The following is a 22,904-nucleotide window of genomic DNA, read 5'->3' as shown; positions in this document are numbered from 1 at the left end:
TTACACCTGTTGGACCTGTTGCCCCCGTTTCTCCGGTTGGACCTGTTATACCAGTGGCTCCGGTTACACCTGTTGATCCTGTTGCCCCGGTTTCTCCGGTTGGACCTGTCTCTCCTGTTAATCCAGTTGGACCTGTTACACCTGTTGATCCTGTTAGCCCAGTTGCACCAGTTATACCAGTAGCTCCGGTTACACCTGTTGATCCTGTTGCCCCCGTTTCTCCGGTTGGACCTGTTATACCTGTGGCTCCTGTTAATCCAGTGGCTCCGGTTACACCTGTTGGACCTGTTGCCCCCGTTTCTCCGGTTGGACCTGTTATACCAGTAGCTCCTGATAGACCAGTGGCTCCGGTTACACCTGTTGATCCTGTTGCCCCGGTTTCTCCGGTTGGACCTGTCTCTCCTGTTAATCCAGTTGGACCTGTTACACCTGTTGATCCTGTTACTCCTGTTGCTCCTGCTACTCCTGTTACACCCGTTTCTCCGGTTTGACCTGTTAATCCTGTAGCCCCTGTTACACCTGTTGGACCTGTTGATCCTGTAGCTCCAGTTGGACCTGTTGCCCCTGTTAATCCAGTTGCCCCCGTTTCTCCGGTTTGACCTGTTAATCCAGTTGGTCCCGTTGCTCCTGTTAGCCCTGTTGCTCCGGTTATACCTGTTGCTCCCGTTAGCCCAGTAGCTCCGGTTATACCTGTTTCTCCTGTTGATCCGGTTAGCCCAGTAGCTCCAGTTGGACCTGTTGATCCTGTTAGCCCAGTTACTCCGGTTACACCTGTTGAACCTGTTGCCCCTGTTAATCCTGTTGGACCTGTTACACCTGTTGATCCTGTTAGCCCAGTTACTCCGGTTACACCTGTTGGACCTGTTGATCCTGTTAGACCAGTTGCTCCGGTTACACCTGTTGAACCTGTTAATCCAGTGGCTCCTGTTGGACCTGTTACACCTGTTGATCCTGTTGCCCCCGTTTCTCCGGTTGGACCTGTTACACCTGTCGATCCGGTTGCTCCCGTTGATCCTGTTAGCCCAGTTGCACCAGTTATACCAGTGGATCCGGTTACTCCGGTTGGACCTGTTGACCCTGTTAAGCCAGTGGCTCCGGTTACACCTGTTGCCCCTGTTGATCCTGTTTCTCCTCCTGCTGGTCCTGTTGCTCCGGTAGGCCCAGTCGGACCTGTTGCGCCCGTTGGACCTGTAACTCCCCTACTCTTTAGTCTTAACTCTAAATATGGAGGGTTTACATCATTATCTGACGATAGCTGCAATACAAAATTGTTACATTTATTACGTTCTTTGATTTTTAATGTAATTCCATAGTTTGGGTAAGAACCTAACAGCCATCCTTCAACAAGTTTAGTTACATTCACTTTTATATACTTTCCAACATCACAATTTCTAAAATTAAACTCTATTCCAGTTTCTACAAATATAGGACGATTGTTATAGGTCACTATATCACCTTCAAAATCATTTAAATTCCTATATATACCTATTTTTTCCTCAGAAAAGTTACTACCCACTTTTATACATTTTATAAATAAGTTTAAATAGACTTCTTCAATATCTAGAGATTTATTATAAAAATGTATAAAGTCAAACTTAATTAAGCTGTCTAAAATATCAGTTTGGTCTAAACATACACGTCTATATCCAATATATAAATTATGGGAGTATCCAAAATTTTCATATGGAAAGTAACTCGATACGTAGGTTGAGTCATTAGATGGGATATCTATCTTTCTCATATTTTCCTCCTTATTGTAAGTATATTTTATCTTATATAATCAGTAGTATATTTTATGATTATAGATTGATAAAAAGACAAAAATAGTTCTAAATATAATAATAAAATAAAAAGAACTACGTAATATGAGTCAAAACATATTACGCAGTTCTTTTTATTTTAGCTATAAATATCAGAAAATTCTATGTGACATTTTTCTATTAAATATTCTTTATTGTCATAGTCCGAATTTACCGTAACCTCTTCGTCTAATACTTTAATTGGAATATTAAATACAAACTCAGATCCATTTCCTAATTCGCTAGATGCCTGAATATTCCCACCATGCATTTCAAGTATTGATTTTACAAGAGATAGTCCTATTCCGCTACCTTCACATCTTCTACAAAGCATAGAATTTGCTTGTCCAAATCTATCAAAAATTATATCTATTTTTTCCTTTGGTATACCTGTTCCAGTGTCCTTTACTGACACTATTACATTTTCTTTATCATGACTTATATTAACATTAATCGTTCCATATTCTGGAGTATACTTAATTGCATTTGATAGAAGATTAAGTAGTACTCTTTCTATCTTATCTGGATCGCAAGAAACAATTAGCTCTTCAATATCAGTATCAAATATGAGATTGATTTTTTTATTCTCAACATAGTATGCCACTGAAAGAGTTATCTCTTCAATAACATTTATTATATTTTGATTAGATTTTTGCAAGTTATAAAAGCCAATATCAATTCTACTAATGTCTATAAGATTATTTACTAACCTTAAAAGCCTATACGAATTTTGCTTTATAATATTTGTATGTTTACTCAAGCTATCAATATTAACTCTGTTTTTCTCTATGTTTCTTTTAGTTAATTGCATTGTACCAAGAATAATATTCAGAGGAGTTTTAAACTCATGAGATATGTTGGCAAAAAACTCATTTTTTATACTTTCCAGTTGTACCGTTTCTTCTAATTTTCTTTTTTGCTCTTCTATAATCTTTTGTTGTGTTATATCTCTAGCCGTACTAATAAATAAATCTTCTTTTTCTATGTATTTACTACTCCAATCTAGCCAAACATAGCTACCATCTTTGCACATATATCTTACATCTAACCGAAATATTTCATCTGCATTTTTTCTATTTGCCTTTGCTTTCATAACTATTTCATAGTCATCAGGATGAATAAATTTTCTATAATGGCTTGTTAGTAATTCCTCTTCGCTCCAACCAAGCACATCTATCCAACTTGAACTTACCTTCTTAAAATATCCATCATTCCCTATTACTGCAATTAGATCTACTGCGACATTTAAATATAGCTCTAATTCTTTTTCTGTAGTCATGCGCTTTGAATTTTCTATTCTTACTTCTTCAGACAACCTGCAATTTTTAATAATCATAGCTATTTTGTTACATATTGATTTCATAAAATCATCGCGATTTGACTGAGGCATATTACCTTTTTTATAAGATATACTGATATTACCTAAAATTTCGTTCCTTAATTTAATATAATACGATCCTATGTATTCAACATCTTCTAACTTGATCATATCTTTTACAGGACTATATTTTAAGTGATCATCCTTTCTTTTTAAACCTTCCCATTCCTTTTTATTTATGCTCTCTTTCATTAGCTTATAATCAAATGGTATGATATCAATTTTTTCTAAAGATTTAACTGATTCTTTAAGCTTAATATATGGCACAAAACCATTTTTCTCTTTATCGTATATTAATATAGATAATCCATCTGCACCTAGTCCATTTAATACCTTGTGACCTATATTATTAAGTAATTTATACATATCAGTAAATTGCTCTTTATTTTCATTTAAATTACTCAAACTAGTTATTTGATTATAATTTTTATATAATTCTTCTTTTACAGTTTTTTCTAAATTAATATTTCTTACCATCCCAACGACACACTTTGGAGTACCATCTTTATTATATATAGGCGCTTTATAACTCTCATACCATAAGTCATCGCCATTTACATTTGTAAGTTCATTAAATAGCTTAGCCTTTTTACATTCTAATACCTCTTTATCTGTTCTTGCATAACCATCACTTAATCTTTTTTCCCAATGATTAATATCATAGCTACCTATAATCTCATTTCTATCACACCCAGTTATTTTAGTGTAAGCTTTGTTTGCATATAAATATTTTCCTTGTGTATCTTTTATAAATGCACAATGTTCAATATTATCTAATACCATCTCTAAATGTTCCATGGTATATTTTTTCTGGTCTATTTCTTTTGATATAATAAAAATAACTTTCTTGCCTTTAAAGTCTGTAGTGCAAATTTTGCTATCTGCATATACTATTTCATTTGTTTTTGATTCAAAACTTAACTTTTCCTCTAAATCAAGTTCTTTACTTAAAATATCATTTATTGTACTATCACTATTAATCATTATTTTACTAATATAAAATCCAGTTATTTCTTTATTAATATACCCTAGTCTATTTAGTAATTTGTCATTACAAAATATTATTTTTCCTTGAATATCTAATATCACCACATATTCATCAAACTTGTTAAATATAAACTCCATACTATCCCCCCATGATGCTAATACTATATAAAATATATTATATAGTATTTATTCCACAAATTATGTAAAAAATTGTAAGTATGTCAATATTATTCTATATATACTATATTGCTTTTAGGGTTTTTAATACCGTCGGAAAACCCGACTCTATCTTTTATAAATAAATTGTTATTTAATTATAATAAAAAATGACCCATAAGGATCATTTTCTTATAATACAACTGCACCTAATATACCAAATATAAGTAATGGAATATTATAGTGAAGGAAAGTAGGAACACAAGTGTCCCATATATGATCATGTTGTTTATCTGCATTAAGTCCTGATGTTGGTCCTAGTGTACTATCAGAAGCTGGAGAACCTGCATCTCCCAGTGCGCCTGCAACACCAATTAATAATATAATTGCATTCACACTAAAGCCTAAGCTAAGACCTAAAGGACAATATATAGCGGCTATTATTGGTAACGTTCCAAAAGAGCTTCCTATACCCATAGTTACTAAAAGTCCTACTAAAAGCATAAGCACTGCACCTATTAGCTTACTATCACCAACAACTGAAGATACAGATAATACTAATGATTCAACTGCACCAGTTTCTCTTAATACATTTCCATATCCTGCTGCTACTAGCATAATAAAACCTATAAGTCCCATCATTTTAACTCCGCCATCTACTAATTCATCTATCTCACTAAACTTAATTGCCCTAGTTATAAAAAGTACTATTACTGCACATAATCCCCCAAGTGGTAATGAGCCTGTAATTATTTGTATAACAAAAGCGGTAACAGCTCCTAAAAGAGCACACCAGTGCTTAGCCGTCATCTTCTCATCAACAACTACACTTGTTGAATCTGTATTGCTAAATGTTTTTTCATCTGAACTACTGATTAAGCCTTCGATAGGAAGATCTTTATATTCTCTCGGTTTTCTATAGCTAACAAACACTGCTACTAATAGACCTAATACCATACCAATAGCTGGTATCCACATTACGCTTGTAACCATATTTGTTGTTATTTCCATACCATTAGCTATCATTTGATCTCTAATAATATTTTGGAATATAAGTCCAAATCCTACTGGAATAGCAATATAAGGTGTCTTTAAACCAAATGTTAAAGCACATGCTACTGCTCTTCTATTTATTTTTAATTTATTCATAAGACCTAACAATGATGGAATTAATATTGGGATGAATGCAATATGTACTGGGATAAGATTCTGTGAAAAACATGATATGACTGCAATTAATAATACTAATGTTAATTTTTTCCCTTTTACTATTTTAGAAATTTTTCTTGCAAGTATTGAAGCAAGCCCTGTTTTACTAACAGCTACAGCTAAAGCACCAAGTAGTATATAACTTAGAGCAGTTTCAGCGTTGCCGCCCATACCGCTTACTAGTGTTGTCATAGCATCTCCTACTGACATACCCGAACAAATACCTGCTACTATTGCCGCTACTAAGATTGATAGTAATACATTAAATTTAAGTAAGCATAATACTATCATCGCAGCAATAGAAACTACAACTGGATTAAATAATACCATTGTATCTCCCCCTTTGTTTTAAGAAAATATTTTATTTTTATTCTTTTCTGAAAATTCATTATGTAATATAATTGTACGATAATATTTATAATAAATAAATAATTTTTTTTCATATTATACAATTTTTTTATAAAATAATATACTTCTCTTTTTTTCTGTAATTATTTAAGTTAAATATTAGTATAATAATTATAATAACTATTATTAAAGGGCTATATAAAAATATAGCCCTTTAATATAGTTAAATTTTTTCTAGTATATTACAGAATGCCTCAACTATTGATGGATCAAACTGCTCACCTGCACAATTTTTAAGTTCACATATAGCATCGGTCTTACTTACAGCTTTACTGTAGACTCTATCATGAGTCATTGAGTCAAATGCATCTACTACTGAAACAATTCTTGCAATAAGTGGAATTTCCTCTTCTTTAAGCCCCAGTGGATACCCTTTGCCATCCCATCTTTCATGATGAGTTAATATAGCTCTTGATATATGACTTAGCTCTGGTAGCAATAACGCTAGCCTATATCCCTTTTCAGAATGTGTTTTCATAATTTCATATTCATCATCAGTTAATCTATCAGTTTTTAAAAGAATATGCTCTGGTATACCTATCTTTCCAATATCATGAAGCTTACCAACTAATAGTAATTTATCCATAGTTTCATCATCTAAACCTAGATGTTTACCAACCTCTAGACAATGCTTTGCTACCCTTTCAGTGTGCTCTTCAGTTTCTACATTTTTATTTTGTAGGTTACTTCTAAGAGTGGTAAGTATCGATGGCCTAATGCTCTTATTATCTAGTATTTTTTGTTTGTAAACTTTATTTTCTGATTCTCTTAATGCTTCATCAATATTGTTATCTTTTGTAAGTAGAGAATATCCTTGGGCAATACTTAATCTGAACTTTTCATAAACTTCCTTATTGCAAAGCTCACTTACTTTGTTCATTACCTCTGCACATTCTTTCTCAGATGATTTAGGTAAAAGTATTACAAACTCATCTCCTCCCCATCTAAAGATTAAGCCTTTATCACCACAATCTTTGCAAGCTTTCTTTAGTACTTTTGACATTGCAGTTAGAAGTTTATCTCCTTCTATATGCCCAAACGTATCATTAACTATTTTTAGCCCATTAACATCTCCTGTAATTACACCTACTGGAAACATTTCGTCTTCTATGAACTCATCTATTTTTTCATCAAAATAAGCTCTATTATATAATCCTGTTAATGTATCTACATAACTCAGATATCTTAACTTTTCTTCCACTCTTTTTTGCTCTGTTATATCTCTTACAACTCCAACAAGCCCCCATATGCTACCATCTTCATTTATTATAGGTGTTTTTACAGTCTGCACAGTTCCAGTTTCATCACTATCTGAAATTGGTATTGTCTCTTCTATATATAAAGGTTCTCTTGTTTCTAATACCATTTTATCGTGCTTAGAACATGATTCGATAAAGTATTTATCAAGAGGTAGCTCTAAATCAGTTTTACCTGTTACATTATCAATACCTCTATCTAAGTAAAATTTCTCACATTCTTTATTCAAACCTACATACCTAAGGTTCTTATCCTTATAAAAAATTAACTCTGGTATATTATCTATTACGGTTTTTAGTACATTTTTTTCATGGGGTTCATTATTTTCTTCTTTTATATCTGTTACATCTATTAACATACCTGCTAAATTAGCTAATTTATTGTCATATGAAAAAACAACATGTCTATAAAAACGTCCATTTACATTTGTAATTTCAGTCGATTTACCATTTATTTTTTTTATAATCTCTATCAATCCATTTAGGTCTATTCTAGTTTTTAAATACTCATTAATATGAGTTTCTGATAAATTTATTTCTATATCAAAACTTGATTTAAAATTTTCGTTAATAAATATAATCTTGTTATTTTTATCTTTTATCCATATAGGACAATCTATAGCTTGAAAAATTTCATTTACTAAATCCATAATTTCACCCCCTTCTCATTAAATCACCATTTATTATGGATATATCTCAAAATAATAAATTACATTTCTATAATATATTGCCTATTTACTAATTAATAAAGAAGTAAGTAAGACATTTACATTATAAAAAATGTTAAATTTATATTAATAAAAATCTAATTATAGTATATATTAAATTCAGATTTTTTGGAATAAAATGCCTATAAAATTCAACTTAATATTTACTTATATACCCAATTATTACACAATATAAATTATTAAATTTGCACATTATTAAAAATAAGAGCTATTTCTAGTTATATTATCATCCAGAAATAGCTCCTAATATTTATTCTATAAAGGTAAATCTCTTTTAATAAATCCAATAGCCCCACATACATACAGTATAACTGCAATACCTAAAAGTATCAAATTACAAGACAGTACCCCACTAGCTCCTTCTACTATCTTATCTCCTGGAAGTAATGTTATTATGGTAAAATACTTTAGTTTTTCTAAATCTCCACCCATATTAGCTAACATTTTAATAAGATAAAATAATACTGGAAGCCCTGCTCCAAAAGTAAGATACCATTTTGATTCATTTGAAAAACATGCTGTAACAAAAGCAATACCACTCATCGCAAAAGCTAGAAGCATAGTTGATATATTTAGCTGAATGTATTTTTCTACATCTAAATCATTAGGAAACATACTTTGGCTACAAATTAAACCAATACCAGTTATTACAACTATTAGTATTATTATACTTATTAGTATAGAAAGTATCTGAGTGATTATTATCTTCTTTCTTGAGTTTGGTGTTGAAAGCAAACATGCCATTGATCCACTATCAATATATTTCATTACTAATTTATTTATAAGAATAATTTCAAATATGGTAGGTATCATTAGCATTAAAAATCCATAAAGATAAGTATTTAAAAACTCTATTAATGTGCCTGATGACCCTGACATTCCTACAGCTGACATTATTCCCGGCATCATCTCTTGATATTGATTTAGAGTATCGGCTAATGTTGGATCAAACATATAAATTATTACAGATGTATACATTGCAAGTATTGCTATAAAAACTAATAGAAGTTTAATACTAGATATCATATTTCTTTTAAACAACGGTAAAGAAATCATTATTTTTCACCCCCATAGAAATGTAAGAAAAGCTCTTCAAGTGTTTGTGTTTGAATGTCTAAGTCTTTTACTTTATAACTTGATAAAAGCTCTATAAATGGAAGCACTTCTCCTCTTACACCTACTTTTACTTTTCTATTATCTCTTTCTATTATATTCACATTTTCTTTTACAAATCTATCTGTTTCTTCAATTGAACTAAGTGTTACTATATAGAATTTACTCTTTTTTGCCCTTAAATCTTCCATATCTTCAACTGCTACTATTTTTCCATCTTTAATAATAGCTGTACGGTCACAAGTTTTCTCTATTTCTTCAAATATATGAGAAGACATAAATATAGTTTTTCCTTTTTTCTTCTCTTCTAAAATCAAATCCACAAATTTATTTTGCATTAATGGGTCTAATCCACTAGTAGGCTCGTCAAGTATAATAACCTCTGGATCATTCATAAACGCACATATAATGCCTATCTTTTGTTTCATACCTTTAGACATCTTTTTGACTTTTCCCTTAGGATCTAATTCAAATAACTCCATTAATTCATACATCTTAGATTTATCTTTTATTCCTTTCATAGATGCAATAAATTCTAGCATCTGTTTACCAGTTAAGTCCTCTAAGAATACAATTTCTCCTGCTAAGTAACCCAAATTTTCTTGTATCTTTTCTGCATTATGGTAGCAATCCAAGCCATTTATACTACAATGTCCTTCATCTGGTCTAGTAAATCCCATCAAATTTCTTATTGTAGTTGTTTTACCTGCACCATTTGGACCTAAAAATCCAAATACCTCTCCTTTTTTTACAGAAATGTTAACATTAAAGATACCTTTACTATTTCCATAGTCTTTAGATATGTTCTTTATTTCAATGATATTACTCAAATATACTCCCCCTTATTATAAATCGTGTTAGACACATTTTAGTGATATTTTAGATAGATGCTATTATTGTATATAGAAGTCTTAATAGTGTCAATAATAACCTTTGATTACATTAGCCTCATATTTATCTACAAAAACACAATAAATCTTAATATGTTAGAGGTAAAATACCTTAAAATATATAATATATTATAAGTACCTAACAAAAGAAAGAAAAATAGTAAAGGAGTTTTAAGATGGAAAATGAGTTTAAAGAGATTTTAGACGTTCTAATTAAAACATATTGTATGAGTACGGATTCTTTATCTATACTTTTAGGCATAAATAAAACTATTCTAGATAATTTTTATAGAAATACAGGAGATATACCACCAGATAACTTTCGTCTATTTGGAAATCATCTAGTTACTTTGGGGTTTATACCTGAAATAACGGCAGATGAAAGAACTAAAGGCTTTATTGATATTTTAAATAAAGACCTTCATATAAGCATAGAATCTATAGCTCTTCTTGCAAAAATTAAAATAGATGATATATCAAATTTTCTAAATAATAGCGAGTCTGTATCATATGAAATAAAATATAAATTAGCCTCAGTCTGTAATATTTTAATTAATTTATATCAATCTGCTGAATCTAGAAAAAGCAAAGGAGATATTTCTATTACTGATGATGTTTAAATATCATAAATATATCAATTTATGACTAAAAAAATACTAAATCCTATAGTAGTACTACATACTATAGGATTTAGTATTTTTATCTAAAATATCATTTGTAGAACATTTCCTACAATTATCCCTGCATAATTTCCTAATACATATCCCCATACACCCGCAAGCATAGTAGGTACAATCAAGCTATTCCATCCTTTAGCTATAGCCATTGCTACAGCGGTAGTTGGACCTCCTATACATGCATTAGAAGCTAGAAGTAATTCATCTAATTTAAACTTAAATACTTTACCAACTAGTAGTGTAATGACTAAATGTATTATTACTGCCAATATGCAGAATACCAATATGAATGCTCCATTTTTTATAATCTCAGATATTGAAGCTGGCACTCCTAATACAACAAAGAATAAATAAATTAAGAATGTCCCAATTTCTTCGGCCCCGTTTATTTCTTCTAATTGTTTTGAAAATACTGTCGCTATTATTATCATTAGTGTTGTCATTATTAAATACATGTTGCTTAGTATTGATCTAAGTATGCTACTAATTGTATTTGTATCTGGTATTAATGTACTAATTATTTCAGAAAGAGAATTTGATACACAAGCTACAACAAATGCTATAGCTAAAGATAGTGCTATATCCTTTAATGATATTTCTTTCTTTGTCCAATAACTTGCACTACTTCCTTCTTCTACTATATCTTGTGATGCCATTCCCCATTTCTTCTTAAAGAACATAATAGATGGAATTGACATAGTAATAAAGAAATATACAGCCATTACTAGATTATCTGCAACTATAGTCGCATTAGTTATATTTTCAGGTGTTTTAAATGCACTAGTCATCGCTACAAAGTTTGCTCCACCACCTATATAGCTTCCTGTCATCATTCCTGCAATCTCAGCTATATATGGTATAAATGCACTAAGAGCAAATGCTGAAATAAATGTTCCTACAACGGTTCCAAGAGCTGAAACATGAAAAGCTCCTAACATTCTTCCACTTTCATTTTTAATCTTTTTTATATCTGCTTTTAAAAGTAATAATGGTATTGCAACAGGTACAACATAGTTCCATACTGAATCATACACTGGACTACTTGTTGGTATTATATTTAAGTTTGCAAATATCATAGCACCTAAAAGCGCAATAATTGCTCCTGTTACTCTTGAGGCCCATTTATATTTTTGCTCAAGTAAAATACTTATTGATGCCCATAATACTATAAATGTCCATAAATACCATGTATTATCAGGACTTACGATTGAATTCATATAATCTCTCCTTTTCTTTAGTAATATCTATATATAATACCACTTTTTTTGCATTTTGCTTAGAACCACTACTACTCTTTTTTATATACTTAGTGGTTTGTCCTTTTTAAATAACTATATGAGACTATTATTTTTAGATAAAATTTCAAAATTAAAATCATTGAGAAAATATATAAGATTTGTTTTACTGATTGAGTTTGACTAGTATGAAAAGAATCTAATTCTAAATAAGTAACAATATACTTGATTTATTAACTAATAGTTAAAAATATTAATTGAAAGTTAACTATCTATACTGTTGTTATGTATATTTACTTGTTTTATACTGTAATTATATCATACTTAAGGAGTAAATTATGGAAAAACTACAAATAGGAGAGGTTATTAAAAGCTTAAGAAGAAATAAAAACCTTACACAAGAACAACTAGCAAACTTTATTGGAGTCTCAACACCGGCTGTATCGAAATGGGAAAAAGGATTAAGCTATCCAGATATATTAATACTACCTAAGCTCGCAAATTTTTTTGATGTTACAATAGATGAATTATTAGATTTTAAAAAGGGATTAAATGAAGATGAAATAGATTATGATAAAGCTTATAAATATCATAACTTATCTTTAGATATTTCTAATAGTGCCTATTAAGGCATTCTAAATCATTCACTGTATTTTAACTTAGCACATCTATCTTTAAAGCAAGGTAAATTTGAAAATTGTTTAGAGTATCTAAACAAAATGATGATTTATATTAGAAAAAGAAATATTAATGAAGGTTTAATTACCAACAATATGTGGTGTTTTGATCTATTGGATAATCCACAAGTTAATGTCAAAACAGATTCATATAAAAATATGATAGAGGCTTTAAATGCTGAGTTTACATCTCTAGAAGGTAATACTGAGTATAAAAATATATTAAAGGAACTAGAAAATCTAAGAAAGAAAAATAATCTTTAAATTATTAGGGGGATAATACAATGTTAGCTATTTCTAATAAAAATTTAAAACTACTTAGCTCATCAATTATAGCAATTACAGTGCTAATCAATATAGCCGCATTTTTTATATTACCAGATCAGATATTAGTACAAATTAACCAATCTCACACCATGTCAAAATTATTTGTACTTCCTATGATACCAATACTACAATTCTTGATATTCACAATTTCAAGAGAAATATATGATTCAACTTTAAAAATAATAGGTTTGATAATTATATTTATTGCTGATATAGCAGTAATTGCTATGAATTTAATATAGAAAGGGAGAAATATGAGAGATATACTATACTTTATACTTGGAATGGGATGTATATTTTTAATAGGAGCTTTAATCTCATTAATAGAATACTTATATAAAATGAAGTACATAAAGCAAAATATAAACAATAAGTACGGTAAAAAGCTAGATATAGATGATGCAATCTATAAAATGGCTAGTGTTTCAAGTTATTTTGAAAATAAGAAAATAACAAAATCTATAGATAATATAACTTGGAATGATTTGAATATGGATGATGTTTACAATACTATTAATAATACACAAAGCACTGCTGGGCGAGATGTATTATACTCTATACTTAGAGAACCACTATTTAATGAAGATATTTTAACGAAGAGAGATAATTTAATAGAATTCTTTAGAAATAATGAGCAAATAAGAAAAGATGTTCAATACATTCTTGCTAAGCTTGGTTATAGCAAAGAATTATATACAACAAACTGCTTATTTAATTCTATAGATAATAGCAAAAGTAAATTATTAAAATACAATTTACTTTCTATGATTCCTTTTATAAGTCTATTATTAATATTTATTAATTTTAATTTTTTATTTTTATGTATTGCTAGTATGGCTGTTAATGTTTGGATTAGCTATACTGAAAAAAAGCATAACTACAATGTCGATGGCTTTACTTATATAATCTCTATGGTAAATACTGCAAAGAAATTAAAAAATCTAAATATATCAAAAATCAATCAAAATTTACATGATATCAACTTGCATTTAGATAATGTAAAAAAAATCAGAATGAAATCAATAGATGGAAGCTCTGTTTTAATCAATGCAGATATGAATGTATTTGGTGAGTATTTTAATATGATTACCTTAAAAGAGCTTAGAAATTATGAGAAAGTCAAAAATACTGTTATAAAAAATTCTAAAGACTTTAAGGCACTATATGATTATGTCGGTAGTATAGATGCGTTAATAGCAGTAGCATCTTTTAGAGATAGTCTAAATTATTATACTAAACCTAGTCTAATCAAAAGCAGTTCTAAAAATGATAATATTTTAGAATTTGATGAAATCTATCATCTACTAATTAATAACCCTGTCTCTAATAGCGGAAGCTTTAATAATAGTATACTACTTACAGGATCAAACGCCTCTGGTAAATCAACCTTTATAAAAACTATTGCAATTAATGCGATCCTTGCCCAAACTATTTATACTGTTTGTGCTAAAAATTACAAATCATCATACTTTAATATATATACCTCTATGGCATTAAAAGATGATATATTCAGCAATGAAAGCTACTATATAGTTGAAATAAAATCACTAAAAAGAATTCTTGATAATTCAAACGAAGATATACCATGCCTTTGCTTTGTTGATGAAATATTAAGAGGAACAAATACAGTTGAACGTATAGCCTCTTCATGTGAGGTACTCTCACATTTAGAAAAAAGTAATACTATTTGTTTTGCAGCTACTCACGACATAGAATTAACACACCTACTAGAAGATAGTTTTGGCAATTATCATTTTGAAGAAACTATAACAAATAGAGATATTGAGTTTGACTATAAGCTCCATAGAGGAAGAGCATTAACTAGAAATGCCATTAAATTATTAGATTTCATTGGTTATGATAAAGAAATAGTTGATAATGCCAATAATCGAGCAAGTCAATTTTTAGAAACTGGAAAGTGGAAATATAAAATCTAAGTACCTATAATTAGGTACTTTTTTTATACAAACAATTAATATATACTTAATTTTATTTAAATCAACTTTAATAAAATTAAAACAATTTACATATTGACTTTAATATTATTGAAGTATATATTAATATTATTAAATATTTTTTATTCGGAGGGATTTTTATGAACACAGTACCAGAGTGGTTAGAGAATCTAGATGATGAGGATATAAGCTTTATAAAAAAATTTATACTTTCATCAGGTTCATTAAAAGAAGTTGCTACTTTATATGGAGTTACTTACCCGACAGTAAGGCTAAGATTAGATCGGTTGATTCAAAAAATTAAGATAAATGAAGATAAGACCGATGATCCATATATCTCATTAATCAAGCAATTAGCTCTTCAAGATAAACTTGATTTTGATACAGCAAAAGTCTTAATTTCTGAATATAGAAATACTAAAAAGGAGGTTGAATAGCATGGATTCACTACCAATAAATTTAATTATATTTTCTGGTGTACTATTGCTAGTACTACTTGCTGCGACAGTTCTACAAATTATTTTATCAACTAGACAAAATAAAAATTTAGGTTTAATTTTACCAGCAGCAAATATATTATTTTCTCTTACAGCAATCTTTGGATTTGCTAATTTTGCAGGTTCATTTTCATTAGATGTGATAATGACATCTTTAATGGTATTTTTCATATACAATATTCCAACGCTAATTTTATTACTTATTTATTATATCTGTCGTAAGAAAATTGATAGCAAAAAAGATATTGATAAAATGAATATTCAAGATTTGTAAGATCTTAAACATAAATAAGGCTGTAATCTATCTTAGACTATAGCCTTATTTTATATTAATCTTAATTAAATCTTTATTTTATTTTCAAGTTTTATTACAGCTTCAACTATTCTCTTTTCTCTAGTCTCAGCTTTTTTAGCACTTGTTATCCATTGAAAATACTTTCTTTGAGCTGAATATGATAAGCTATCATAAAACTCTTTAGCATCAGTATTTTCATCTATTGCCTCTTTTAAATCCTCTGCTAGCTCTATTACCCTAATATCTTCATCTTTTTCTACTTCAACAAATACACTATCTCCAGCTTCTTTTCCTATTTGTTTTCTCATATCCTTTGTAAGACCAATCATATAACATGGGAGTCCCATTTTTACAATAGACCCTCTATATTCAACTCCATCAAAGTGAGCTTTTACTTTTACCCTTTTTGCATTGAATTCTTTTTCAACATCAAATGGTATCTCTATATATGTAGCATCCTTGCTTTCATGCTGTTTTATAGTTGCTTCAAATTTGTAACTCATATATGACCCTCCCAAGTTGTTTATACATCCACAGTATCATATTCACTATAGGTTTTGCAATTTATTTGTATTTTTTTGTACTTGTCCATCTACTATATTTATTATTCTATCTGCCCTTCTTGCAATATTTACATCATGCGTTATTAGAATTAATGTCTGATTATATTTTTTTGAAGATTCTTTGAGCAAGTTCATAACCTCATCTGTAGTTTTACTGTCTAGATTTCCCGTAGGCTCATCTGCTAACACTATACTTGGTCTATTAGCCAAAGCTCTTCCTATTGCAACTCTTTGTTGCTGGCCTCCACTTAATTGACTTGGAAGATGATTTTTTCTATCTGTTAGTCCTAAGATACCTATAATATCATTTATGTAATTTTCATCTATCACTTCATTACCTAATAATAGAGGCAGCTCTATGTTTTCTTTAACATTTAATATAGGTAATAAGTTAAACTGCTGAAAAACAAATCCTACTTCTTTTCTTCTATATTCAGCTAACTTTCTATCTGATAGTTTACCTATGTCAATATTATTAATTTTTATAGTTCCACTACTTGGTCTTTCAAGTCCTCCTAGTAAATGTAGCATTGTACTTTTTCCACTTCCACTTGGTCCTATTATTGCTACAAACTCACCTTTATTTATTTCTATATTTATATCCTTAAGTGCATCTACTTTCATCTCTTTTTTTCCATAACTTTTACCTAAATTAATAGCTTCTAATATACTCATGATATCCTCCTAATATTTAATCTATAATATTTATAGCTTCTACTATGCTACTTTCGTTTATTTTTTTAGCTGGTAAATATGTTGCAACAACTCCTAATAATAAATTTACTGCTATAATCACTACATAGTCAATATATCTAACCTCAAAGGCTATTCCAAATTCTGAGGATCCAAAGTTTATGTAAGTAATAATTTGAATAATTAGTGATACTACTATTACAATAACGCTAGATACAATACCATATAAAAGTCCCTCAAATACTATCATGCACTTAAAGTCGTCATTATTTAGCCCTACTGCTCTTAACATTCCAAATTCACTAGCTCTAGACATTATGCTATGACTTATGTTATTTACTACATTTACAACGGTAATAATGAAAAGTATAAATGTTATACCCATGTTTAATATTCTTGTTTTCTCATACATAGCTTTTGAGTTTTCTTTTTCTGCCACAATATCTCTAAGCATAGCTCCCTTTACTTTTGAAGTTACTTTAGATATATCCTTTTCTAATTGTTTATGATCAGCCCCATCTTTCATATTTACATTTACTGAGCTATATTCATTTATACCTGTAGCTTTTTTAAAGGTATCTTGACTAACTATTACATCTGCACAGTTTGATCCTGTATGATACATAGAACTCATATACTCATATGAAGCTACTGCTCCTACAGTAAACTCCTTATATATGTACTCTGAGTCAGTATCTTCCATTGTGTAACAGCTTTCGTTAAAGATTTTATTATCTCTAAATTTAACCTTTACCTTATCCCCTACTTTTATATCTACTACAGGCTTTCCACCTATACTTTGTGTATTTTCTTCATTTGCATTTGGGATATATACTACTGCCAAATCCTCATTCTTCATTTTTTCTATATCTATTTCTCCACTTTCCACATAGTTCTTTAGCTTATTTAATGCATTATCATCGTATCCTCTTAGGTTATTTTTTAAAATAAGCTCATTAGTTTTTTTATCTTCTACTAAATACCCTTTAAAAAGTCCTGTTCCTCTATAGTCGTTGTTTATAATATCAAAGTACTCTTGATTTAAAATATCTTTCTCATCCATAATCATTCGAGAGTACATAATTTGAGAAGTTTCTAAGTTTTTAACATTTGGAATCTTTTTAATCTCTTTAATAGAATTATCATCTATTCCTTTGTTCATATCCTCATTAAATACATCTATCATAAAATCAGAGTTCATATTCATTTCTCTCTCAATAGTAAAGTCATCCGCTTGTGATAAGTAACTTCTATAGTTTGATGTAATAAGTAATATTCCACAGATACTCATTGATAAGATAATCATAATAAAGCTTTTTTTATTTCTAAATATATTTTTAAATGAAATAGCCTTATATGTTTTCATAAATCTTTTTAAGAAATTCAAACTTATTAAACTTTTTTTCACAGAGTTAGAGTCTAGATTTTTCTTAATTGAATCTATAACTGATAGTTTTTTTATTTTTCTGAAGGTAAAATATGATATTAAAAACACTATTAATCCTATTGATATAACGGATCCAAGTATTATCTCTTTAGGGAACTTAAGACCTAATTTTACTATCTCTCCATTTAAAATAACTGTCGTATTTATACTTTCTGACATTTTCCCAAATACCAAAGCTCCACACATACCTATAATTAGACCAATTGGTACAGATATTAGATATAATCCAAACAATTCATCTAAAACTATAGAAAATATCTTATAGCTATTAGCGCCTACTGCTCTCAATATCCCATATTCACTTACTCTTTTATATATTGAAATATTAAATATTCCATATATAACTATCCCACATACCATACTTATAAATATTAATAATTTTAATGACTCCATATCTATATTACTTGTTTGACTCTCTGCTGATATCAAGTCTTCCATAATCTCCATTTTTTCTTTATCAATAGATGTAAGTTTTGAAATTTTATCTATCTCTTTATTTATATTCGTACCTTCTTTAAATGCTATATTTGCTATCATACTAGTATCAGCATTTAAGTCTATTGACGTATATAATTCCATTCGTCCCTGTGACTTCTCTCCTAACCTATCATTCATAATTCCTACTAACTTAAACTTTTCTTCTTTATATCCACCTTGGTTATCATCTATCTTTAATGTTATTTCCTTATTTATCTTAGGTTCTATACCTAAGTTTCTTAACACCCACTCTTCTGCAATTAATTCCTGCTTGTCCTTAGGGTATCTCCCCTTCTCTATTCTTGAATTGTTTATAATATAATCTTTATTTACACTTACAATAGGCAAGCTTTGTTTTTCTTCCTTTGATGTATTTTTATATATACTAAACATCCCTAGGTTCTCTATTGTTTTGTTTTGTTTAATTTTTTCTACCTGATTCTTATCTACTCCCCCAATAGTTATATGGTACATACCTTGACTGTACTTCATTTTTTGAAGCTCTGCATGATCATTGGTCCTGCTCAATATCCCCATTCCCACAATAAGTCCGATGGATAGTACCATGCTAAGTATTATTGCAATACTTCTTTTTTTATAGGCTTTAATATATCTAATACCTATATTTAATTTATTTCTCATAATTTCTCCTCCTAAATAATTTCATTACCGCTTACAAATGGAGTATAACTTAAATTTTTCTTTAAAAACGATATTTAATCTCATTGTACACTTTGTGTTATATATTCTTAATAAATAGTGTTTTTCGTTATAATTTCGTTATAATTTTTAAGTTTTTTTGTAATTTTTATCTGCTATTATATGAATATATGATAAAGTAAACATGGTCAAACATTTTAAGGGGAGTGATAATTATGAATGAAAATATACTAATTGTTGATGATGATAAAGACATTGTTGATGCTATAGAATTTTATCTAAAAGCTGAGGGGTTTAATATAGTAAAAGCATACGATGGTATCGAAGCACTAGATGCTTTAGTAGAAAAAAATATTCAATTAATTATTATGGATATAATGATGCCAAATATGGATGGTCTTAAAGCCACATTTAAAATACGAGAAAGTAAAAATATACCTATAATACTTTTGTCAGCTAAATCTCAGGATATGGACAAGATTATAGGTCTTAATATGGGTGCTGACGATTATATTACTAAACCTTTTAATCCTCTAGAGCTCACTGCTAGGGTAAAATCTCAATTAAGGCGTTATATAAATCTAGGAAATGGAAATAATCTGCAAAATATAGATGATAATAGAAAAAGCTTACTAAGAAGTGGCGGATTAGAGCTTAATATTGATACGAAGGATGTATTACTAGATGGTGAATACATTAAGGTAACACCTATTGAGTTCAAAATATTAGAGCTTCTATTGTCAAATCAAGGTAAAGTATTCTCATCTAGAGATATCTACGAGCGTGTTTGGGATGAGGATGCGTATAATTGTGAAAAAACTGTGGCTGTACATGTTAGAAGAATAAGAGAAAAAATAGAAATAAATTCAAAGGAACCTAAATATTTAAAGGTGGTGTGGGGAATTGGTTATAAAATTGAAAAAATCCTTTAAAGACAGCTATGTATTAAAATATATATCTCTTGCAATATTATTTCTTGCATTATCAATATGCTTCGAGGCAGTTTTTAATTTAAAATATAATTTCTATAATGACTTTCGTACTGATTTTATACCTAAGTATTATTTTTTTGGTAATGTATATGAGCACAAAATTTCTGATTTATTTGATGATTATATTTATTTGTCACTTGTTTCTGGATTAATAGCCTTAATTTTCTTTTTGATTTATAAGGTTAGTAAAGATGCCTATTCTAAACTAGAAAAAGATATAATATCTTTTTTATCTAATTTTTCTGTTGAAGTATTGATATTTATTATCTTGTTTTTTGTATTTATTAGGTTTAATATTTGGGAAGGAACTCTACCTTTTTATGATCGAGAATTAATGTTTTGCAATTTTTATATATTATGTTTATCTTATTTATCTTTTAAGAGCTTTAAAGTAAATAAAACGTCTTTACTTTGCAATTTATTTAGTGATTTATTAGATAAGCATACTAACAGCACTTTGAATAAAAAATTAATATCTACTTTCATCATTTTACTTTTATTAAACATTTTGTTTATCTATATTTTTTTTAAACCTGCAATTACTTATATAAATGGTGGGGCTATCAATGCAATGTTATTTACTTTTATTACATTAATAATTTATTCTTATATTTATCATATTGTATCAAAAAAGTTTAAATACATAGAAAATATTTCTAAAAATATACAAAATATAACAGAGGGTAACTTAAACTATAAGTTAGAAATTAAAGGAAATGACGAAATCTCATCTCTAGCAAGAAGCATTAATAATATTACTAATGGATTAGAAGCTGCACTACAAAATCAAATAAAAAGTGAAAAAATGAAAACTGAATTAATAACCAATGTATCTCATGATTTAAAAACTCCGCTAACATCTATAGTGAACTATGTAGATATAATAAAAAATAATGACTTAGATGAATCTACAATGAAAGATTATATAAATATATTGGATAGGAAATCTCAAAGATTAAAAACATTAATCGAAGATATATTTGAAGCATCTAAACTTAGTAGTGGAGATATTGAAATAAATCTTAAGAAAACAGATGTAAAAGAGTTATTAATACAAAGTATAGTAGAGCTAGAGGATAAAATAGGACAAAGCAACCTAGACTTTAATATAAATGTGCCTGATGAATCTATATTTACTTTAATTGATGGTAATAAGACCTGGAGAGTTTTTGAAAATCTTATAGGAAATATTATAAAATACTCTATGTCAAATACAAGGGTATATATAGATATGTTTACTGATAAAAATACAGTATTTATTACATTTAAAAATATATCTAACCATAAATTAAATATAAAAGCAGATGAACTTTTAGAAAGATTCCGCCGTGGTGATGTTTCTAGAAGTACTGATGGCTCAGGTCTTGGACTATCTATTGCTAATAGTATTTCAGAGCTTCAAGATAGTAGCATGAGCATTGATATCGATGGTGATTTATTCAAGGTTACACTAAAATTTAATCAAATAAATTAAATTTATTATTAATTATATTTACAAAATAAAAAAGTGTGTTTCTTCTATACATAAGAAACGCACTTTTATTCTCTATGCTCACCTTGTTAATAACATAATTTAGTTGTTATGCATGTGATAATATAGGAAACATTAATTTATTTGACTTAAAAGGATTTCCTTTTCCATCTTTAATAAAAAGAGTATTATCCTCATCTTTTAATAAACTTCCCTCATAATTATCTACACTATTAGGTGTAAATCCTAAAATTACATTTTTGATATCTTTAGTCGCCAAGTGATTAATAACACTATGTAGTTTCACATTTTTAATGCTGAAAATGTCATGTAGATATATAGTATCTTCATCATAATCTGCTATTGCTATAGCATCCAGTTCTTCAATATGGTAAATTGAATCCTTCATAAAACTAGTACAATAAAACATTACAAGAGATGTATTATTTATCATAGATATTTTCCATAAATCTTTGGAATTTGGTATGATATTGCATAGTAACTTTATATCTTCTTCCTTGTTCATATCCATTTTTCTCTTATTATTTAGATAACTTTTTCCTCTAATATCTATACTATATTGATATTCATTTTCTGAAGTGAAGCCAAACTTAGGGTAAAAATTTAATACCTCTTTATTTGCAAATAAATAAAGAGAATCGCATTTATCCTCCCATTGGTCTAAAACTTTTTGCATGAGAATCCTACTTAATCCATTGCCTTGGTATTTCCTATCTGTCATTACCGTGCCAATTTGTATATATCTTTTCTTTTCTCCTAAAATAATAAAATCCATTATATTCACTGACACATTAGATATTACTTTGCCCTCATGCACTAGAGAGTACGGTATATAATTATCTTTCCAATACCCATCTTCATACCACTTTTCAAAATCAAATCCATAAGTTTTTCTTGTTAAATTATTAAAACTCTCCCTTAACTGCTTATTCTCTTTATAATTAGTTACAAATTCATATCTATTTCCATTAACATATAATGATTCCATAATAT

General features: G+C 28.9%; 20 protein-coding genes. 9 read left to right on the top strand and 11 right to left on the bottom strand.

Annotated elements, in window-relative coordinates; translation table 11 throughout:
- From CHL78_RS20535 to CHL78_RS07325, 6 genes are all read right to left on the bottom strand, one after another.
- Nucleotides 1-1,741 (bottom strand): DNRLRE domain-containing protein (locus CHL78_RS20535; protein WP_147295802.1); only part of this gene is annotated, 1,741 nt, incomplete at its 3' end.
- A 158-nt stretch (nucleotides 1,742-1,899) separates the two neighbouring features.
- Nucleotides 1,900-4,302 carry a sensor histidine kinase gene (locus CHL78_RS07345; protein ID WP_094368779.1) on the bottom strand — a complete coding sequence of 801 codons (2,403 nt, stop codon included), beginning with the start codon at nucleotides 4,300-4,302 and terminating at the stop codon, nucleotides 1,900-1,902.
- 210 nt (nucleotides 4,303-4,512) lie between these two features.
- Nucleotides 4,513-5,859 (bottom strand): Na+/H+ antiporter family protein, encoded by a 1,347-nt coding sequence (locus tag CHL78_RS07340; protein ID WP_094368778.1) that lies wholly within the window; start codon nucleotides 5,857-5,859, stop codon nucleotides 4,513-4,515.
- 241 nt (nucleotides 5,860-6,100) lie between these two features.
- Nucleotides 6,101-7,843: a sensor domain-containing diguanylate cyclase/phosphohydrolase gene (locus CHL78_RS07335; RefSeq protein WP_094367739.1), complete on the bottom strand. Its 1,743-nt coding sequence runs from the start codon at nucleotides 7,841-7,843 to the stop codon at nucleotides 6,101-6,103.
- Between the two features lie 333 nt (nucleotides 7,844-8,176).
- Nucleotides 8,177-8,977, bottom strand: coding sequence for an ABC transporter permease subunit (locus CHL78_RS07330; RefSeq protein ID WP_094367740.1), 801 nt, complete (start codon nucleotides 8,975-8,977; stop codon nucleotides 8,177-8,179).
- Nucleotides 8,977-9,864, bottom strand: a complete 888-nt coding sequence (locus CHL78_RS07325; protein WP_094367741.1) for an ABC transporter ATP-binding protein — start codon at nucleotides 9,862-9,864, stop codon at nucleotides 8,977-8,979. The genes CHL78_RS07330 and CHL78_RS07325 overlap by 1 nt, the downstream gene beginning before the upstream one ends.
- A 236-nt stretch (nucleotides 9,865-10,100) precedes the next feature.
- On the opposite strand from CHL78_RS07325, the gene CHL78_RS07320 reads away from it, so the two are divergent.
- On the top strand, nucleotides 10,101-10,544 hold the full coding sequence (locus CHL78_RS07320; RefSeq protein ID WP_094367742.1) for an HTH domain-containing protein: 444 nt from the start codon (nucleotides 10,101-10,103) through the stop codon (nucleotides 10,542-10,544).
- Nucleotides 10,545-10,627: 83 nt separating this feature from the next.
- On the opposite strand, the gene CHL78_RS07315 is transcribed toward CHL78_RS07320, so the two are convergent.
- Nucleotides 10,628-11,818, bottom strand: coding sequence for a DUF819 family protein (locus CHL78_RS07315; protein ID WP_094367743.1), 1,191 nt, complete (start codon nucleotides 11,816-11,818; stop codon nucleotides 10,628-10,630).
- A 356-nt stretch (nucleotides 11,819-12,174) separates the two neighbouring features.
- Here CHL78_RS07315 and CHL78_RS07310 point away from each other — a divergent pair, with 356 nt between their 5' ends.
- The 6 genes from CHL78_RS07310 (at nucleotide 12,175) to CHL78_RS07285 (ending at nucleotide 15,566) form a co-directional block, all read left to right on the top strand.
- Nucleotides 12,175-12,465 (top strand): helix-turn-helix domain-containing protein, encoded by a 291-nt coding sequence (locus CHL78_RS07310; RefSeq protein ID WP_094367744.1) that lies wholly within the window; start codon nucleotides 12,175-12,177, stop codon nucleotides 12,463-12,465.
- Between the two features lie 90 nt (nucleotides 12,466-12,555).
- Entirely contained in the window at nucleotides 12,556-12,777 is a 222-nt protein-coding gene (locus CHL78_RS20690) for a hypothetical protein (RefSeq protein ID WP_094367745.1), read from the top strand.
- A gap of 20 nt (nucleotides 12,778-12,797) precedes the next feature.
- Nucleotides 12,798-13,082, top strand: coding sequence for a hypothetical protein (locus CHL78_RS07300; RefSeq protein WP_094367746.1), 285 nt, complete (start codon nucleotides 12,798-12,800; stop codon nucleotides 13,080-13,082).
- A 12-nt stretch (nucleotides 13,083-13,094) separates the two neighbouring features.
- Nucleotides 13,095-14,777, top strand: a complete 1,683-nt coding sequence (locus CHL78_RS07295; protein WP_094367747.1) for a MutS-related protein — start codon at nucleotides 13,095-13,097, stop codon at nucleotides 14,775-14,777.
- A gap of 158 nt (nucleotides 14,778-14,935) precedes the next feature.
- Nucleotides 14,936-15,232 (top strand): DUF2089 family protein, encoded by a 297-nt coding sequence (locus tag CHL78_RS07290; RefSeq protein ID WP_094367748.1) that lies wholly within the window; start codon nucleotides 14,936-14,938, stop codon nucleotides 15,230-15,232.
- A gap of 1 nt (nucleotide 15,233) precedes the next feature.
- Complete coding sequence (locus CHL78_RS07285; RefSeq protein ID WP_094367749.1) at nucleotides 15,234-15,566, top strand: hypothetical protein; 333 nt, start codon at nucleotides 15,234-15,236, stop codon at nucleotides 15,564-15,566.
- A 65-nt stretch (nucleotides 15,567-15,631) separates the two neighbouring features.
- Here the strand turns inward: CHL78_RS07285 and CHL78_RS07280 are convergent, their stop codons facing one another.
- From CHL78_RS07280 to CHL78_RS07270, 3 genes are read right to left on the bottom strand one after another with little or no spacing between them, the layout of a single operon-like run.
- Nucleotides 15,632-16,090 carry a YdeI/OmpD-associated family protein gene (locus CHL78_RS07280; protein ID WP_094367750.1) on the bottom strand — a complete coding sequence of 153 codons (459 nt, stop codon included), beginning with the start codon at nucleotides 16,088-16,090 and terminating at the stop codon, nucleotides 15,632-15,634.
- Between the two features lie 45 nt (nucleotides 16,091-16,135).
- Nucleotides 16,136-16,825, bottom strand: coding sequence for an ABC transporter ATP-binding protein (locus tag CHL78_RS07275; RefSeq protein ID WP_094367751.1), 690 nt, complete (start codon nucleotides 16,823-16,825; stop codon nucleotides 16,136-16,138).
- 16 nt (nucleotides 16,826-16,841) lie between these two features.
- Nucleotides 16,842-19,409, bottom strand: coding sequence for an ABC transporter permease (locus CHL78_RS07270; protein WP_094367752.1), 2,568 nt, complete (start codon nucleotides 19,407-19,409; stop codon nucleotides 16,842-16,844).
- Nucleotides 19,410-19,642: 233 nt separating this feature from the next.
- Here CHL78_RS07270 and CHL78_RS07265 point away from each other — a divergent pair, with 233 nt between their 5' ends.
- Together CHL78_RS07265 and CHL78_RS21055 are read left to right on the top strand one after the other, a co-directional pair.
- A complete protein-coding gene (locus CHL78_RS07265; RefSeq protein ID WP_094367753.1) occupies nucleotides 19,643-20,359 on the top strand; it encodes a response regulator transcription factor in 717 nt (238 codons plus the stop codon).
- 631 nt (nucleotides 20,360-20,990) lie between these two features.
- Nucleotides 20,991-21,893, top strand: a complete 903-nt coding sequence (locus CHL78_RS21055) for a HAMP domain-containing sensor histidine kinase (RefSeq protein ID WP_243446389.1) — start codon at nucleotides 20,991-20,993, stop codon at nucleotides 21,891-21,893.
- 106 nt (nucleotides 21,894-21,999) lie between these two features.
- On the opposite strand, the gene CHL78_RS07255 is transcribed toward CHL78_RS21055, so the two are convergent.
- Complete coding sequence (locus CHL78_RS07255) at nucleotides 22,000-22,899, bottom strand: GNAT family N-acetyltransferase (RefSeq protein WP_243446388.1); 900 nt, start codon at nucleotides 22,897-22,899, stop codon at nucleotides 22,000-22,002.
- Between the last annotated feature and the right edge of the window lie 5 nt (nucleotides 22,900-22,904).

The organism is Romboutsia weinsteinii (assembly GCF_002250835.2).
In the GTDB taxonomy this organism is placed as follows: domain Bacteria; phylum Bacillota; class Clostridia; order Peptostreptococcales; family Peptostreptococcaceae; genus Romboutsia_A; species Romboutsia_A weinsteinii.
Note: the sequence above shows the minus strand (reverse complement) of the source record. Positions and strands in the feature narration are given on the sequence as shown.

What these genes read in the sequence shown, in the direction of transcription:
- CHL78_RS07315 (WP_094367743.1), bottom strand. Translation starts at nt 11,818, where the DNA reads ATGAATTCAATCGTAAGTCCTGATAATACATGGTATTTATGGACATTT.
- CHL78_RS07335 (WP_094367739.1), bottom strand. Translation starts at nt 7,843, where the DNA reads ATGGATTTAGTAAATGAAATTTTTCAAGCTATAGATTGTCCTATATGG.
- CHL78_RS20690 (WP_094367745.1), top strand. Translation starts at nt 12,556, where the DNA reads ATGATGATTTATATTAGAAAAAGAAATATTAATGAAGGTTTAATTACC.
- CHL78_RS07285 (WP_094367749.1), top strand. Translation starts at nt 15,234, where the DNA reads ATGGATTCACTACCAATAAATTTAATTATATTTTCTGGTGTACTATTG.
- CHL78_RS07270 (WP_094367752.1), bottom strand. Translation starts at nt 19,409, where the DNA reads ATGAGAAATAAATTAAATATAGGTATTAGATATATTAAAGCCTATAAA.
- CHL78_RS07255 (WP_243446388.1), bottom strand. Translation starts at nt 22,899, where the DNA reads ATGGAATCATTATATGTTAATGGAAATAGATATGAATTTGTAACTAAT.
- CHL78_RS07295 (WP_094367747.1), top strand. Translation starts at nt 13,095, where the DNA reads ATGAGAGATATACTATACTTTATACTTGGAATGGGATGTATATTTTTA.
- CHL78_RS07300 (WP_094367746.1), top strand. Translation starts at nt 12,798, where the DNA reads ATGTTAGCTATTTCTAATAAAAATTTAAAACTACTTAGCTCATCAATT.
- CHL78_RS07320 (WP_094367742.1), top strand. Translation starts at nt 10,101, where the DNA reads ATGGAAAATGAGTTTAAAGAGATTTTAGACGTTCTAATTAAAACATAT.
- CHL78_RS07330 (WP_094367740.1), bottom strand. Translation starts at nt 8,977, where the DNA reads ATGATTTCTTTACCGTTGTTTAAAAGAAATATGATATCTAGTATTAAA.
- CHL78_RS07280 (WP_094367750.1), bottom strand. Translation starts at nt 16,090, where the DNA reads ATGAGTTACAAATTTGAAGCAACTATAAAACAGCATGAAAGCAAGGAT.
- CHL78_RS07265 (WP_094367753.1), top strand. Translation starts at nt 19,643, where the DNA reads ATGAATGAAAATATACTAATTGTTGATGATGATAAAGACATTGTTGAT.
- CHL78_RS07340 (WP_094368778.1), bottom strand. Translation starts at nt 5,859, where the DNA reads ATGGTATTATTTAATCCAGTTGTAGTTTCTATTGCTGCGATGATAGTA.
- CHL78_RS07275 (WP_094367751.1), bottom strand. Translation starts at nt 16,825, where the DNA reads ATGAGTATATTAGAAGCTATTAATTTAGGTAAAAGTTATGGAAAAAAA.
- CHL78_RS07345 (WP_094368779.1), bottom strand. Translation starts at nt 4,302, where the DNA reads ATGGAGTTTATATTTAACAAGTTTGATGAATATGTGGTGATATTAGAT.
- CHL78_RS07310 (WP_094367744.1), top strand. Translation starts at nt 12,175, where the DNA reads ATGGAAAAACTACAAATAGGAGAGGTTATTAAAAGCTTAAGAAGAAAT.
- CHL78_RS21055 (WP_243446389.1), top strand. Translation starts at nt 20,991, where the DNA reads ATGTTATTTACTTTTATTACATTAATAATTTATTCTTATATTTATCAT.
- CHL78_RS07290 (WP_094367748.1), top strand. Translation starts at nt 14,936, where the DNA reads ATGAACACAGTACCAGAGTGGTTAGAGAATCTAGATGATGAGGATATA.